Here is a 14,915-nt window from a genome sequence, read left to right on the forward strand (position 1 = left end):
TCCACCCGCGTCAAAAACTCTTTCATTCTTTAGTCAAAAGGGTCTTGACGGTGACGCCCGCCACACATAGTCTGATGCAACAGCGTTGCGTCGAACGCAACCCCAAACATTTTTGGTGGAACAATGACAAATCACAAATCCTCCAGCGGCGCCAGGACGGCAACGATGCCCCTCACGCCCGAGCAGTTGAGCTTGAGTGGCCAGCCCCGCCCCAATGACGGCAAGGGTGTTTCCAAAAGCACCTTGCGCCGGGTGGTCGGCGCCAGTTTTATCGGCAACTTCGTCGAATGGTTCGACTACGCCGTCTATGGCTACCTGGCCGTCACCATATCCCACGTATTCTTTCCCGAGGCAGACAAGCAAACAGCACTGCTCTTGACGTTTGGCCTGTTTGCCATCTCATTCTTTGTCCGCCCCCTCGGCGGCTTCGTCTGGGGGCACATCGGCGACCGGGTGGGGCGCAAGAACGCCCTGTCCCTGTCGATCCTGATCATGTCCGCGGCCACCTTCGCCATCGCCCTGATCCCCAGCTACACACTCATTGGCATTTGGGCGCCCATCCTGCTGCTGCTGGTCCGGGTCGTCCAGGGCTTCTCGGCCGCCGGTGAATACGCCGGAGCGTCGGCGTTCTTGGTGGAGTATGCCCCGCCAAACCGGCGCGGCCTCTACGCAGCCGTGGTCCCCGCCAGCACCGCCGCCGGCCTGCTGCTCGGTTCACTCATCGCCCTGCTGCTGTCCGTGTCGATGTCCTCGGACCAGCTGAACTCCTGGGGCTGGCGCCTGCCATTCCTGCTGGCCGCACCGATGGGCCTGATCGGCCGCTACATCCGTGTCAAGCTCGAGGACACCCCGGCATTCCTTGCCCTGGAAAAGGAAGACGAAGCAATCAAGGCGCCCGTCATGTCATTGTTCAAGGAACACTGGCGTCCGCTGCTGATTGCCGTCGGTGCCGTGGTCCTGAACGCCGTCGGCTTCTATGTGGTGCTCAGCTACATGCCCACCTACCTCAGTGAAGTTGTCGGCCTGGACGCCTCCCTCTCATTCGTGGCCACCACTGTTGCCCTGGCCACCTACATTGGCTTCATCTTCCTGACCGGCATGGCCTCAGACCGGTTCGGCCGGAAAAAGGTCCTGATCACAGCCTCGATCCTCTTCGTGGTGCTGACAGTGCCGGCCTTCATGCTCCTGGGCACGGGAAACTTCCTGGTCATCATCCTGGTCCAGATCCTGCTGGGCGCTATGCTGACCCTCAACGACGGAACGCTGCCCAGCTTCCTGGCCGAACTGTTCCCCACAAAGGTTCGCTACAGCGGATTTGCCGTGAGCTTCAACCTCACGAACGCACTCTTTGGCGGCACCGCACTGTTCGCATCGACGCTGCTCATTAAGCTCAGCGGCTCCCACCTCGCCCCAGGCTGGTACCTGATGGCGGCCGCAATCGTATCCCTAATCGCCGTGTCCCTCGCCAAGGAGACCTCCAAGGCGCCCCTGAAGCACTGACAGCCCCACCCCCAATACTTTCCCTCGAATCAATAAAAGCAATATCAACAAGGAGTCACCATGACCATCATCACCAATGACAACGCCACCTCCGTCGCTGAGTTGGAGCGCCTGAAGACGCTGCACAACGGCCAGAAGGTCCAGTTGACGTTTTCGGACGCCGAAATGGAACGACGCATTGCGGGACTGCGCAAGATCATGGCATCGAAGGATCTCGACGCCGTGGTGCTGACCAGCTTCCACGGCATCAAGTACTACTCCGACTTCCTGTTCACCTACTTTGGCCGCTCCTACGCCATGGTGGTCACCAAGGACAACACCGTCACGGTCACTGCCAACATCGACGCCGGCATGCCGTGGCGCCGCGGTTACGGGGAGAATATCGTCTACACGGACTGGCGCCGTGACAATTACATCTTCGCCATCCAGGAAGCCCTGCGCACCCGCGGCGTCAAGGTCCGCCGCCTCGGCGTCGAGGACGACTCCCTACCACTGGACAACCGCAACAAGCTCCAGGCAGCCTTCGACGGCGCCACCCTGGTCGACGTGGCCCAGGACGCAATGCGCCAGCGCATGATCAAGTCCGACGAGGAAATCGTTGTCATCAAGCATGGCGCCCGCATCGGGGACCTCGGCGGCGAAGCCATCAAGGCCGCCATCACCGCCGGCATCACCGAATACGAAGTCGCCCTCATCGGCACCGAGGCGATGGTCCACGAGATCGCCCGCACCTTCCCCGACTCGGAAATCCGCGACACCTGGGTCTGGTTCCAGTCCGGAATCAACACCGACGGCGCCCACAACTGGGCCACCACCCGCAAGCTCCAGGAACACGACATCCTCTCGCTGAACTGCTTCCCCATGACCAGCGGTTACTACACAGCCCTAGAACGCACCCTGTTCCTGGGCGAGCCCGACGCCCGCTCCCTGGAACTGTGGAACGTCAACGTCGAAGTCCACCGCCGAGGCCTGGAACTGATCAAACCCGGTGCCGTCTGCAAAGACATAGCCGCCGAACTCAACGAGATCTACATCGACCGCGGCCTACTCGCCAACCGCACCTTCGGATACGGCCACTCCTTCGGCGTCCTCTCCCACTACTACGGCCGCGAAGCAGGACTTGAACTGCGCGAGGACATCGAAACCGTCCTGGAGCCGGGCATGGTCGTCTCCATGGAACCGATGATCACCGTCCTGGATGGCCAGCCCGGAGCCGGCGGCTACCGCGAACACGACATCCTCGTCGTCGGCGAAAACGGCGCCGAAAACATCACCAAATTCGGATTCGGCCCCGAACACAACATCATCAACGTCTAGTTGGACATCCGCGGCGCCACGAATCCAACGTGGCGCCGCAGATGCGTTTAAGTCGCAGAAGAATAGGGAAAGATGGGAACCATGATGACTCCCACAGCCAAGGACAACGCCGAAAACGGCACCTCCGAGTCCCGGGGCACCTCGGTGATTGTCAACGCCGTTGCCGTGCTACGCTGCTTCTCGGTTGAGGAACCGTTGCTGGGGGTGACCGAAATTGCCCAGCGCGTCGGCATGCACAAGAGCAGCGTGTCCCGGATCCTGACCACGCTGGAGCAGGAAGAGCTGGTGGAAAGGGACCCCGATTCGCGGCGGTTCAAGCTGGGCCTGGGGCTGATAGCCGTGGCAGGTCCACTGCTGGCCGAGCTGGAAGAGCGTCGCGTTGCCTATCCCCTGCTGCGCCGCCTGACCGAACTGACCACGGAAACCAGTGCGCTGATGGTATGGAACGGCCGCGAGTCCATGTGCGTGGAACAAATCGCCAGCCCCCAGCAGGTCAAGCACACCACACCGTTGGGCGCCCGCTACCACGACGCCATGAGCGCCTCCGTGCAGGTGTTCCTCGCCGTCGAGCCTGAGGAACGTGTGCGGGCGTTGATCATCGATGGCACCATTTCCTATGCCGGCGTGGACGAGGCCAGCATGGAGGCCTACCTGCTCCGGCTCCAGGATGCCGGCGCCCGGGGTTATGCCACCAACTACGGCGAGTCCTCGTTGGACGAGGTCGGCGTTGCCGCACCCGTCCGCGACCACCGCGGCAATCTGGTGGCTGCCGTGCTGATCCCGGCACCCCGATTCAGAGTCTCACCGGAACGGCTGGCGACCCTGGGCGAGGCCTGCGCCCGGACCGCCCAACAAATCACCACCCGGCTCGGCGGCCAGGATGTGACAACAAGTTTCCGCTGAAGTGCGTGACCATGCCAGATTCTCTGCGCCATGTGTATTTTCTATCCGACGGGACAGGCACACCTGCTGGGCCATCGACCACACCCGTACCCTCCACGGCGTTCGACGACGACCGCCTCACCGTTGCCCGCGGACTCCCCATCGCCGGGCGGACGAAGCCAGAATTGCCGCAACAACATTGAACCATAACGCTCAACCTGTTCACCCAACGGCCTGGACAGCTCATCTCCTTCGACTGAGCACCATCCACAACTCCCCGAAAGCCGACAAAGCGGCTCTCCGCGGTTCGTGGTGAAATCCATTGTTGTCATGGATGATTCACCGCTGTTCAGGCGGCGCTCCTGAGCATAATACGAGTTGTGTAGTTGGTGCTATCGAAGAAGCCACGCCCGGTCCTCTTGACGTGTTTGATGCTGGTATTGTTGGCTTCTACTTTTCCCTTGGTGGCACCGGTGACGATGAGGACCTCAATCTCTTTCCACCACTGGCAAATGGTCCGCCACAGCCTAGTTGTTTCTGGCTGATTGGATTCCTTCACCAGCCGCTCGATTTCTTCCTTGGCCAGCTCGGCATCCTCCAAGGAGCCGGTGCGCAGCAGTGTTCGTACTTGTTCTTTCACGTCCCAAGCTGCCTTGAGTTTCCTGGTCGGGTCGTCGGTCGCGAAGACTTTCTCTAGCTTCGCCCTCGCTTGATCTGAGAGCCCATCATGGGCCCGTAGCAGCAGCATCCTGTGGGCCCAGGCCGGATCCATGGCTCGGCCACGGCGGCCCCGCACCTGATGAGAAAGTTGCTGCCTGACTTCTGTCAGTGCCTGATTCGCTAGCTGGATGAGGTGGAAATGATCCACCGAGACAGCGGTGCGGGGCAGCCACATCCGCAATGCTTTTCGGAATGCTGCCGAGGGATCAATGGCGACGTTCTTGTTCGCCGAGCCGCCACTCCAATGGCCGCTTGATGAGCCACGCCCCGACCCCGGTGTGGTCTCGCCCGTCAACAACACCCAGGATCTGTCCCGTATTCAGGTCAACAATGGTTGTCATCCACGGCTCAATGCGCTTCCAGAGACTCGTTTCCGGGTCTTTGAAGAAGCGGACGGGTCGGAAACGGTGTTCATCGATCCCGAGCATCCGCGGGCGCAGGAGATCAATGTTGGGCAGTTTCGTTGCAGCCGTGGTCAGGGCCTTTTGCAACAGCCACCACGAGACCCCGTGCGCGGTGGCGGTTTCCGTTGCGGCGCGGCCAGAGTCAATGACAGCGCGCACAAGGGCGCGGCGGAGCCGGCTCGTGGTGCGTGCCCTGGCCGGGACCTCGATCGTGGCTTCAGAGAAGGTTCTGCGCGGACATGATGATTCGTCGCAGAATAATCGCCGCTTGGCCCAAACAACTTCCACCGGACCAGCCACCGGGATATCGCGAACGCGTTGCTGCCGACCCGAGTGGCGACGGGTGCCGATGGCACCACAGCCAGGGCACCCGGACTCGACGGTGTTTTCACTATGGATCCTGCGCTGGCCAAAACTCAACGTCTCGGCTCCCAGGACACGATAATCGTCCAGATTGAAGATGGTGGTGGCAGCATCAGGGTGCACCAAAGTAAGCTCGTTCAAGGCTCGTAGTCCTGTCAAAAATGAATGCGTCAGAACATGCACCACAACAGGGCTACGAGCCACCTGCGTCCAAGGACACGAAACCAGAATTCACCACGAACCACGGAGAGCCCTCAACCCCGAGGCTAGGCGCCCGCCATCAAACCGGCTTCGCCCGCGCCCGACTGGCCTCACTCTGATACCGAGAAAAATCAACCACCAAATCGCCGAACTCTAAGAATACTTTCTGAAATTATTCCCCCGCTCCGCTTGTGTCTGATTAGCCATGGCGGTACGTTGGGGCAATGGGAATCGTATTAGCACTTATCGTTGTCGGAATCGTACTACTGGTCTTGGGGATTGCAGTGAAGGCTGCAGCGTTCCTCCTCTGGATTGGAATTATCCTCTTGGTTGTGGGTGCCGTTATGGCAGTCTTGCGACAAGTACGCAACAAGGTATAGACAAACAAAAACTATGCATTTCACCGAAATCCCACCTTGAAATATCAAGGTGGGATTTCTTTTTGCCACTATGTTTTTGCTCGGGAAGCTTCTAGCAATTGATGCGGCAAACCTTGCTGGGTTGAGATCGATTGGGTCATCCCTGCCGGGGCGTTCGGTATGCCAGTGATGGGCTTGTCCAAAGCAATCCAGCTGATAATTAGGGGCTCCAGCATCAAGTGTGTGGTTACTTGATTTCCTGACCCATTGCGCCGGGGTGTTCAGATTGCTCTTAGAGAAGGGGGCGCAGCGGTACCAGCACGGTTTCACTGAATCGGGCCAGCGGCGAACGGTGCCGCCATTCCGTCATGGTCAATTCATTGGAGTTTCGGCTGTCGAATTCGAATATTTCCTGCATGTCCGAGGCAAAACCTTCATCGTGAATTTCAAGATTGATCTCGTAATTCCCCGTCAGGCTCAGCCGGTCGATATTGGCGCTGCCCACGGTGGACCAGCGGCCGTCGATCGTGGCTGTTTTGGCGTGGATCATCGCATCGCGGTATAGCAGGATGGTCACCCCGTCCTCGAGCAGGGAGCGGTAGAACCCCCGCGAGAGCCAGTCGGAGATGACATGGTTGGAATCCTTGGGCAGGATGATCCGCACGTCCACACCGCGCCTGCTGGCAGCCTGCAATGCCCGCAGGATCTGCTGGTCCGGGATGAAGTAGGCCATTGTGACGTAAATATGGTCGTGGGCCCGGGTGATTGCATCCAGGTAGACACCGCGGATCGGGTAAACAAGATTTGCCGGGATGTTGTTGACAGCGCGGATCCGTGGTTCCCACACCTCCGGGGCGGTGTGGGGAACTTCCGGGGTGGATCCTGTCGCGTTTTCGTTCCAGACGTTCACGAAAGCCTGGCGAAGGTCCCAGACGGACGGGCCTATCAGCCGCAGGTGGGTGTCCCGCCATTCCGTGGCGTACAGGGACCCGATGTTGTAGCCGCCCACGAAACCTATCTGGTCGTCGACGATCAGGAGTTTGCGGTGGTCCAGTCCGGTGCTGCGCAGGGTTTGAGTGAGCATCGAGGTGCGCAGCACGGGGAAGCGGTGGACGTGGACGTCCGGATGGAACCTGAAAAATGAGGAGGGCACGACTAGGTTCGCGAACCCGTCGTAGATGATAAAAACCTTCACGCCCCGGCCGGCCGCCTCGTTGATGGCATCCTTGAACTGCTGCCCGGTTTCATCATTTTTCCAGATGAACGTCTCGATCAGGATACTGTCTTTTGCCTCGCGGATCGCCTGGAGCATGTCTCGGTACAGGTCGGCGCCGAACGTGTAGCTCGTAATGTGGGTATCGGCGATGGTCCTGTTAAAAATGCCCGGGTGGGGGAAGCCCTTGCGCTTGCTCCGGCCCTTCTTTTTGACCATGTCCAAGACGACAAGACCGCCGATGACGGCCCCTTGGACGGCGGCGAAAGCCAAGAGTGAACGGACTACTGTCTTCCGGGCGACGTCAACTACGGGTTCCGGCAACGATTCATTCATTTGCAGAGTCTATAGCCCTGGTCGGGCCTTCTTTTGTGAATCAGGCGGTACACGCCTGTGCGCAACGCGGAGGTACCTGGTGCTTCGGAGTGGATGCCTCCGGATTGCGCAATGAAAAGGCCGATTACAGCTAGGACTCGGCGTTCCGGCTTCAGCTCACACGCTGAGGGGTGAGCAGTAGTTTCCTTTTCTGCGCTTGTAGATCGAAACAGTGCCACTTTGCCAATGCCGCGCAGTCCGCGTCCAAAGATTCAGTTCTTTAGCTGGCAATGTCCTTGTCGTTGTCCTTGCGGAAGGCGTTGCGGCGGGCGTGCTCGTGAACGCAGTCCACCGCTTTGATTTGCACCTCCGCTTGGGTAACGAGGCGGGCGAACGTGGACTGTTCAAGACCGAGTTGCGGGGCCAGTTCCTCCAACGTCTGCCAGCCGCCGATCTTTGCCATGACCGCGGCGCGCATCAGTTCCGATTCCAAAACCAAGGTCATCGGTGACCGACTGAGCAACCGACCATTGCGCTTGAGACGGCCGAAGTGCTCCGCTAGCCATGCTAAGGATTGACGGTGGGGGCGCTGACGAGTGCCCAAGTCATGGATTAGTCCAGTGAGCAATTCCCGCTCACGTCCAATCTCCACGGCTGGGCTGCTGAGTTCGGCATGCACCGGGGTATCGGTGAAGTACTTGGCCATCCGTTCAATCCTTCCAAGGCCAGCTGTGGCACCGGTCAGGTGGTCGGACAGATACAAACCAAGCAATTTCTCGTTAATGGTGGGGGTATGTGCGGTGTCATTGATCCTCCAGTTGTACTCGTGCTGCTTTCGGCGTGTCAGGGAACGTGCCTGGCAGCAACCCTTCGCGTCGACTTGCCAATGAAAACCACCGAGGGCAATATCGATTTCTACGCTGTGCTGATGGGCTGGCCAAGAGAGGGCGAGAAAAACGTCTTTCCAGCACACGCTCCTGAGGTGGTGACCGGTGCACAGTTCCTCAAGTACCTGTCAATGACCCAACGCAGCCTAGCGCGCGGCACGCGCCTTGGGCGTTAAGCGCTACACGTACTACCTAGCGCTTAACAGTTGGCAAGCTAAACCTCGGTCAGCCCCTATATCAACGACAACCGTCCGGAACGACATATTACTGATTTGCATAGTGCGCGCCGGACCAAGCACCACGGCAAGACGTTGCTGCTGCAGCCTGAGCGGCCACCCCGGCCCGCACGTCGGTGAGCCCCACTGTTGCCACCCAAGGATTATCATTCAAAGAGACACCCCTTTTCGACACAGCATTTTCTCAACAGCATTGGAGTTCCCATTACAGACGTGACCGCCACCCATGATGTCTATTACGGCAACCCTGCAACCGACGACGACTTGGACCTCCTCGAGGAAACCCCGCCGTCCGCCGTCGGCCGCTTCAAGGATAGGGCCGACGTCGTCCAGCACCGCGGCCGGTACGTCCTGATCAACCGCGACCGCACACCCAACGACGCCATGGTGGAAGACCTATTGTTCATTCGAGTCGCCTTGGAAGCGGCCGGGCTGAACTATCTGCTGGTGCGCGGCAACGACGAACGGCCCGTCATCTCCGTCGACTGGCACAATCGGGCCGCTCTGCGCAAGGCCCTTGTTGAGGCATGCGCCCACGAACCGTTCTATGCGATGGCCGTTGACGCCCGGAAGAAGACCGCACTGCTGGTGGCCGACGGGACGCTGGCCAAGAACAGCCAGTCCCGGATCCTGCGACTGTACCGACCACGATGGGAGCCCGAGGGCGGACTGAGCTATGGAGCGTCCCTAGGAGTTCAGATTGAACTGTGGAGTTATGAGGGCGACCAACTGGTGCTGCCCATCGAGAACTCGCTGACCCGGCGCACGTTGTTGGCCCAGGACGCAGTACGCGGCACAGTGGAACGATATGGCCACATTTGGCCGACCATTGAGAACATGTTTGCCGATCACGCCGCCGACATAGGCTTTGACATTGACCTCGTTTTCTCCTGGGTGGACGGCAGCTCACCGGAATACGTAGCCGCTCGGCGCACCCAAATGAAGGGTGTGGTGGTGGGCGAGGGCGACGACCACGAGGCCCGGTTCCGGCAGATCGACGAGCTCAAGTATGCGCTGCGCTCCGTCTACACCTTTGCTCCATGGATTCGCCGCATCTTTATCGCCACCGACTCCCCCACCCCGTATTGGCTGGCCGCGCACCCCTCGGTGACGGTAGTCCGCAGTGAGGAGTTCTTTGCCGACTCTTCGGTGCTGCCGACCCACAATTCGCAAGCCGTGGAGTGCCAGTTGCACCACATCGAGGGCTTGTCCGAACACTTCCTGTACTCCAATGACGACATGTTCTTCGGCCGTCCCGTCAGCCCCGAGATGTTCTTCACACCCGGCGGGATCACGAAGTTTATCGAAGCCGAGACCAGGATCGGCCTGGGCGACAACGACAGCCAGCGCAGCGGCTTCGAGAACGCGGCCCGGGTCAACCGGAAGCTGCTTTGGGACCGGTTCGGGCGCATCACCACCCGGCACTTGGAACATGCCGCCACACCGCTGCGCCGCAGCGTTATGACGGAGATGGAGCACGAGTTCCCGGAGGAATTTAGGGCCACCGCGGCCAGCAGGTTCCGGGCGGCGGAGAATATTTCCGTCACCAATTCGCTGTACCACTTCTACGGGTTACTCACAGGCAAGGCAGTCGTCCAAACGGACGCCAAGGTGAAATATGTGGACACGACGGCGCGAGCAGGCTTAAAGTACCTGCCCAAACTGCTGGCCAAACGCAACATAGACTTCTTTTGCCTCAACGACGGCAGCTTCCCGGAGGTCCCCGCCGCCGAACGCGCCGAACTCGTCACGGACTTCCTAAAGAGGTACTTCCCTATAGCGGCACCTTGGGAGAAAGAGTGGCCAGCCACTGCTTGAGCATCCCATGACGTTCAGCGCGACGCCAACCTAATCTGTTGCGTTTGGACGGGGATGCCCGTGGTGCGCGGCGCGTGGTCCGGGATTCGCACCCCGGCCGCGGCAAGGCGGCTTTGTGTTTCCTCGGCGTTGACATGCTGGCCGACTGTCGGCCCGGAGCCCAACAGCACTGTTGAGTGGACAATGGTGTGTTCGTACACGTGGACCAGATTGAACGACTGCCCGCCGTCTCGGCCGCGGGTGCCACCCACGGGCACGTTTAGGTCCTGGGTGTAGCAGGTGGCCGAGGCGACGGATACCGGGATCCCGGCAAACATGGCGGTGGTCGAATAGTGCAGGTGGCCGGCCAGAATGGTACGTACGTCCGAGCCGTGCAACACCGCCGCTAGCTCGGACTGCCGGCGCAGCTCCACCAGCACGGAGAGGTCCAGCACGCTAGGCACCGGAGGGTGATGGAGGGCCAGGATGGTGCCGTCAGGGGCTGGCGTGGAAAGTTCACCGGCCAGCCATTCCAGCTGGTCCACGTCAAGTTCACCGTGATGGAATCCAGGCACCGAAGTGTCCAAGGTGATGACCCGGAGCCCGTTCAAATAGTAGCTGTGGTCCAACGGCGCGCCGTTTGCGGGTTCCCCCAGCAGGCTCGCGCGGAAGTTTCCACGATGGTCGTGGTTCCCCATGGCCCAGATCACCTGGGCGCCGAGGCTTTTGCAGGCGGGCTCCACGATCCGGCGCAGTTTTGCGTACGCCTCCGGCTCGCCTTTGTCGGTGAGGTCGCCGGTGAAGACAACCGCGTCCGGGCGGGCTCCCGACGCCGCTATTTCGGCGAAGGTTTGGCGCAGTTGCTCCTCGCTGTCCACCGCCCCGTACAGCAGGCCCGGTCCACCCAGCAGGTGGGTGTCGCTCAAGTGAAGCAGGAAATGACGCGGTCGGGGGTGCTCGGCCTCAATGAAATCCATGACTGCCTTAATGGTCGGGTGGATGCGGCGTTCGCCGTGTCCCTCTCATGTACCTCCATCCAATCACTTCCCGCGTGTATTCCGGGCCAACAGAGCAGTAAATTTGCGACAACGCCTGAGGCTGCGCGGCCGTTGACCATTGATGGGGCACCGGAAAATCCAGACCTATAACGTGCCGAGAGGCTATCGATCTCGCGGAGAGGGTACCGACTGCGGCGGAGCCCGCAGATCAAGCAGCCCTACCCATTCGCTGCGGTCCTTCTCCAGCAAGGCAGCACCCGTAGGTCCGAAAGCCACGGCTCACGCCGCGGTAACGGAACAGAGCGCCGTGACGGCTAGGAGTACACGGATGGCCACAAACGCGAAGATCACGGTCCTTCTCCTGTCAGAAATGCCTACTGGGGCCTTTCTTCACTCACACTACGCACCGTGCGATTGGACTTTAAGGAAATCACCCTGCGGCCGCTCAGCCCCGCGACCGCCCCGGGACAATAGTTGGTCCGGCAGTTGGCCACCCAATGTGCTATCAGGAGCGAGAGCACTTGGGACGGCAACCGGCAACGATGTAGCCCAGCGGCCTGCACACCGCCGTGGATCTAGATACAATAGGCAAAACACTATGCGGCGCCATTCTCCTCTTGCGAGGCCCCTTCTTGTTGCTTCTGCCACGGCCAGCGTCCTGTGATCTCCAATTCGAGGGACCAGCTGAGGAAGGTTCGAATGAGCACGATTGCTGCTAGGACAGCGACGCTTTCCATCGAGGGTGTGACTGCTACCGTGCGGATAATATCGGCCGCGACCAAGAGCTCAAGGCCGAGAAGAATGGACCGGCCGAGGAACCGCCGGAATTGCCGATACACGTCGCTTTCGCGGCGAATAAGCCGGGACGCGGCGAAAAGAGCCGCAAGCAACGTTCCGATAATGACGGCTGCGACGCCAACGGCATCGACGGCACGGCCGACTGAATCAATCAGGTGTTGAAAACCATCCATGTTCGTCTCCTTTTCCGGGCCCACGGGCCACTCCTCCTACGGTACATTTGAAGGCTTCTGCATGGAACGGGCCTTGTGGACAAGCTAGAAGACGCAACAATCGACCAGCGAGACGAAGGTCCGGAACTACCAGTTGAGCATGAAGATGTCGTGAAACGCCAAATTGGGTACACCCAGATGGACACGGCCCGACTCCAGCCACGTTGACGCGGATTAAATAGCTAGGCAAAAATGACGCCAGAACCCTAGCCAATCCAGCCACCAGGCGACTGCGGAATTCGAACCGAAACAGCTGGATGGAACGGTAAATGAAAAAGTCCCGCAGAATTAGCAATGGAACCCATCACCGCAGGTCAGATCATGCTGAGCACCTAAAACCAATCGTCAGTTGTCAACGTTTATGACCCCGCTTTACAAGTATCGGTTTGCCACTCCTTGCCATTACCCCGTCCTGGCTCGTTTTTCAGGGGCAGGCCAGCGACAATGGCAGATACTAAACACTCTCCAGTTTGCGTTGATTCTGGAGAGTTTATGGCGAGTCGGTTGTATTTCACATACCAATCTCGCTGCAAGGCAAATTGAACAGCACCGACCACATAGCAACCGAGTGCGGACACAGCAATGCACCTACCACGCCTACCGATTAGACGCTGATCCGGCCAAGTCCGGAACACATCAGCCAATGAGGTCTATTGAATAGACAAAGCCGTTCGTTTGATCTGCCTGCAAGGCTAAATTCAGTGGGCTCTAGGGAAGTGGCTCAGCCGGATCCTAATTTCACTGGCTTTGACCGGGCGCCAAAGCCACTCGCACAGACGTACAGAACGTGCCCATACTTCAGCACCGAGTTCTCCCTGAGCGCGACCGAGGTCTCTCGATCAGCGCTGAGTGCTCTTCGATTTCACGACTTTAACTCCCGAGTACCCGCATTCGTCCAACAGATTTTTAACGTATTGGACATCGTCCGCGGTTTGTCGACTCGGCCCAAGTCTCACTTTAACAATGGGCAACGGTAGCGGCCGAGGCTGATACTGCAGGCGGTCGCCTGGATGGAGGAGGTCATCGTGCTCCAACGGGGCACCAGTTAATTTAACAAAAGTCGTCTCGTTCTCTCCGCCGTAGGCACCCGTTCTTCGGTGAATGACGTCTTCATTGTCGGGGTGTGTCACGACATATCGGACTTCTCTTTCGGCTCTGAATCCTCGATTCTTTATGCTCGCGACGGCAACTACATAATCGCTTACAGCTTGATCTCGCATGAGGTCAGACATGTCTACATCTTCATCTGGATAAGGATTCCGTGCCAATCCCTCCTGCATCGCACCAACGGCGTCCCGGATAAGGGTTTGATGTTTACGACGTCGATACGCCATGCGTGTCCAGCGAAGCGGAACGTCTTCAATATGTCCCCGGAGAGTCCCACTGGGTGGCTCGCATCCGAGGATCGGCATATGTGAATCTTCCCGAATACCAATGGCGTAGCCATCACGCTGGGCATATCTATCCCACTGAGAGTTGTCGTCGCCATCACGCGAAAAACTCACAGTGAACGCGCTGCCCCTGAACGGAAACTCTTCCCATTCATCGATAAGCTCTCGCGCAGCGGAGAAATCAATTTCTGAATCCTGCTCCTTGGGGGAGAGGAAACGTCTATCTCGATTCCGGAAATAGCGCTTGACCTGCTTGATCCCAGCTCTAATCTCGTCCGTATCGTTTAGGAACTCAATATTGGTTGCCCAGAGCGTGTGGTTTCGAAGGATCAGCGGAAGGCTCTCCGCAGTAGTGTAGTGCCAGCGAACGCGAGGTTTAGGCAAGTCAATCTCGGCATCTATGTCGCGTGCTGCTTGGAAGGGAAACCCAAATTCCGTCATAGTCCTATCGTGCAGGTTTTGGAGTGGCTACGCAAAGTGGCAGCCTACCATTCATCCGCTCGCGCCTGCCCAAAACCCTCGAAAGCGATCGACTGAATATCAATCTATGTTTGCCAAACTCACAAAACAGCGGTCAGCAGCCGGAATGTATCCAATCATTTTGTCATCAGCCGGGACCACATTTACGAGGTTTTCCATTTCCCGTCGTCAACCGTTTCGCGAACCTTCGCAGCACCGTGCCCGTCCATCCACAAGACGATATCGATGACGCGAAGCAGCGACAGGTGGGACTGGCCAGAGGCTTCACGGATGGACTCAAGGCGCATAGCGAACTGCCGACCCTTGTCGCCTTGAAACGCCTCCCACCATCTCACCCACTGTCCGCCGCTGTCGCGCAAACCGACCTGATCCTTCACCACGGAGTCGTAGATGGGGACGAGATGCGGTCGTTTACGAGCGAGAATTTTGCTGGCCGTCGTCTGGCCAATGCCCCAGGTGGCTTTCTTCTGTCGCAGCAGCTGCCAAATACCATCCGCAGGCGAACCGTAGTCAAGGAGTTCCGAAAACTGCTCCGCAGTCAGGTTCTCGAGCCGCAGTTCGACAGCTAACGGTGTCAGGAGCGCCTCGATCTTACCGTCGAGCTCCTCCATGATTCCCAGTGCAGCCTGGCCTGGGACATGGACTGAGAGCATGGATACGGCAATCAGATCGGCGGCCGTGATCCGGTTCGGCTCAACAAAGTCGCCTCCCCCAGCGAAGTTCTCGAAACGGGAACCCGTGTACAAAGGGCGCCCATTGGATTGGACTTCAAAGTATTTTTGGATGTGGCCAGCTGCTACCTCGTCGCTGAGACGTTCCATCGCGTCAATCGGCATGTAATC

The 14,915-nt window shown here is 59.0% G+C and carries 15 protein-coding genes; 7 read left to right on the forward strand and 8 right to left on the reverse strand.

The window, feature by feature from the left end:
• Positions 1 to 165 precede the first annotated feature (165 nt).
• The 4 genes from AS189_RS18730 to AS189_RS20330 all read left to right on the forward strand — a co-directional run bounded on the left by AS189_RS18730 (position 166) and on the right by AS189_RS20330 (position 3,902).
• Positions 166 to 1,500 (forward strand): MFS transporter, encoded by a 1,335-nt coding sequence (locus AS189_RS18730; RefSeq protein WP_129587441.1) that lies wholly within the window; start codon positions 166 to 168, stop codon positions 1,498 to 1,500.
• A 60-nt stretch (positions 1,501 to 1,560) separates the two neighbouring features.
• The gene (locus AS189_RS18735; protein WP_062292452.1) at positions 1,561 to 2,817 is read left to right on the forward strand and encodes an aminopeptidase P family protein; all 1,257 of its coding nucleotides are present in this window, start codon (positions 1,561 to 1,563) and stop codon (positions 2,815 to 2,817) included.
• Positions 2,818 to 2,901: 84 nt separating this feature from the next.
• Positions 2,902 to 3,720, forward strand: coding sequence for an IclR family transcriptional regulator (locus tag AS189_RS18740; protein ID WP_424581617.1), 819 nt, complete (start codon positions 2,902 to 2,904; stop codon positions 3,718 to 3,720).
• 11 nt (positions 3,721 to 3,731) lie between these two features.
• The gene (locus tag AS189_RS20330) at positions 3,732 to 3,902 is read left to right on the forward strand and encodes a hypothetical protein (protein ID WP_160320875.1); all 171 of its coding nucleotides are present in this window, start codon (positions 3,732 to 3,734) and stop codon (positions 3,900 to 3,902) included.
• A 146-nt stretch (positions 3,903 to 4,048) separates the two neighbouring features.
• On the opposite strand, the gene AS189_RS20920 is transcribed toward AS189_RS20330, so the two are convergent.
• Both AS189_RS20920 and AS189_RS20925 read right to left on the reverse strand, forming a co-directional pair.
• Positions 4,049 to 4,594, reverse strand: a complete 546-nt coding sequence (locus AS189_RS20920; RefSeq protein WP_237759925.1) for a transposase — start codon at positions 4,592 to 4,594, stop codon at positions 4,049 to 4,051.
• Positions 4,595 to 4,625: 31 nt separating this feature from the next.
• Positions 4,626 to 5,327, reverse strand: a complete 702-nt coding sequence (locus tag AS189_RS20925) for a transposase family protein (protein WP_237759926.1) — start codon at positions 5,325 to 5,327, stop codon at positions 4,626 to 4,628.
• Between the two features lie 284 nt (positions 5,328 to 5,611).
• Between AS189_RS20925 and AS189_RS20430 the strand changes: the two genes are divergently transcribed.
• On the forward strand, positions 5,612 to 5,767 hold the full coding sequence (locus tag AS189_RS20430; RefSeq protein ID WP_193393499.1) for a hypothetical protein: 156 nt from the start codon (positions 5,612 to 5,614) through the stop codon (positions 5,765 to 5,767).
• Between the two features lie 271 nt (positions 5,768 to 6,038).
• Here the strand turns inward: AS189_RS20430 and AS189_RS18750 are convergent, their stop codons facing one another.
• Both AS189_RS18750 and AS189_RS18755 read right to left on the reverse strand, forming a co-directional pair.
• Positions 6,039 to 7,295, reverse strand: a complete 1,257-nt coding sequence (locus tag AS189_RS18750; protein ID WP_062292458.1) for a phospholipase D-like domain-containing protein — start codon at positions 7,293 to 7,295, stop codon at positions 6,039 to 6,041.
• A gap of 259 nt (positions 7,296 to 7,554) precedes the next feature.
• Entirely contained in the window at positions 7,555 to 7,980 is a 426-nt protein-coding gene (locus AS189_RS18755; protein ID WP_129587347.1) for a hypothetical protein, read from the reverse strand.
• A gap of 180 nt (positions 7,981 to 8,160) precedes the next feature.
• Between AS189_RS18755 and AS189_RS20335 the strand changes: the two genes are divergently transcribed.
• Together AS189_RS20335 and AS189_RS18765 are read left to right on the forward strand one after the other, a co-directional pair.
• Positions 8,161 to 8,337, forward strand: coding sequence for a hypothetical protein (locus AS189_RS20335; protein ID WP_160320876.1), 177 nt, complete (start codon positions 8,161 to 8,163; stop codon positions 8,335 to 8,337).
• A 324-nt stretch (positions 8,338 to 8,661) separates the two neighbouring features.
• Complete coding sequence (locus AS189_RS18765; RefSeq protein WP_424581619.1) at positions 8,662 to 10,215, forward strand: stealth family protein; 1,554 nt, start codon at positions 8,662 to 8,664, stop codon at positions 10,213 to 10,215.
• A 14-nt stretch (positions 10,216 to 10,229) separates the two neighbouring features.
• On the opposite strand, the gene AS189_RS18770 is transcribed toward AS189_RS18765, so the two are convergent.
• From AS189_RS18770 to AS189_RS18785, 4 genes are all read right to left on the reverse strand, one after another.
• Positions 10,230 to 11,171 carry a phosphodiesterase gene (locus tag AS189_RS18770; protein ID WP_062292468.1) on the reverse strand — a complete coding sequence of 314 codons (942 nt, stop codon included), beginning with the start codon at positions 11,169 to 11,171 and terminating at the stop codon, positions 10,230 to 10,232.
• Between the two features lie 617 nt (positions 11,172 to 11,788).
• Positions 11,789 to 12,163 (reverse strand): DUF1622 domain-containing protein, encoded by a 375-nt coding sequence (locus AS189_RS18775; protein ID WP_062292471.1) that lies wholly within the window; start codon positions 12,161 to 12,163, stop codon positions 11,789 to 11,791.
• An 878-nt stretch (positions 12,164 to 13,041) separates the two neighbouring features.
• A complete protein-coding gene (locus AS189_RS18780; protein ID WP_062292474.1) occupies positions 13,042 to 14,034 on the reverse strand; it encodes a hypothetical protein in 993 nt (330 codons plus the stop codon).
• Between the two features lie 182 nt (positions 14,035 to 14,216).
• On the reverse strand, positions 14,217 to 14,909 hold the full coding sequence (locus AS189_RS18785) for a DUF6308 family protein (RefSeq protein ID WP_062292477.1): 693 nt from the start codon (positions 14,907 to 14,909) through the stop codon (positions 14,217 to 14,219).
• Between the last annotated feature and the right edge of the window lie 6 nt (positions 14,910 to 14,915).

Origin of the sequence: Arthrobacter alpinus (genome assembly GCF_001445575.1) — a bacterium.
GTDB classification, from domain to species: domain Bacteria; phylum Actinomycetota; class Actinomycetes; order Actinomycetales; family Micrococcaceae; genus Specibacter; species Specibacter alpinus_C.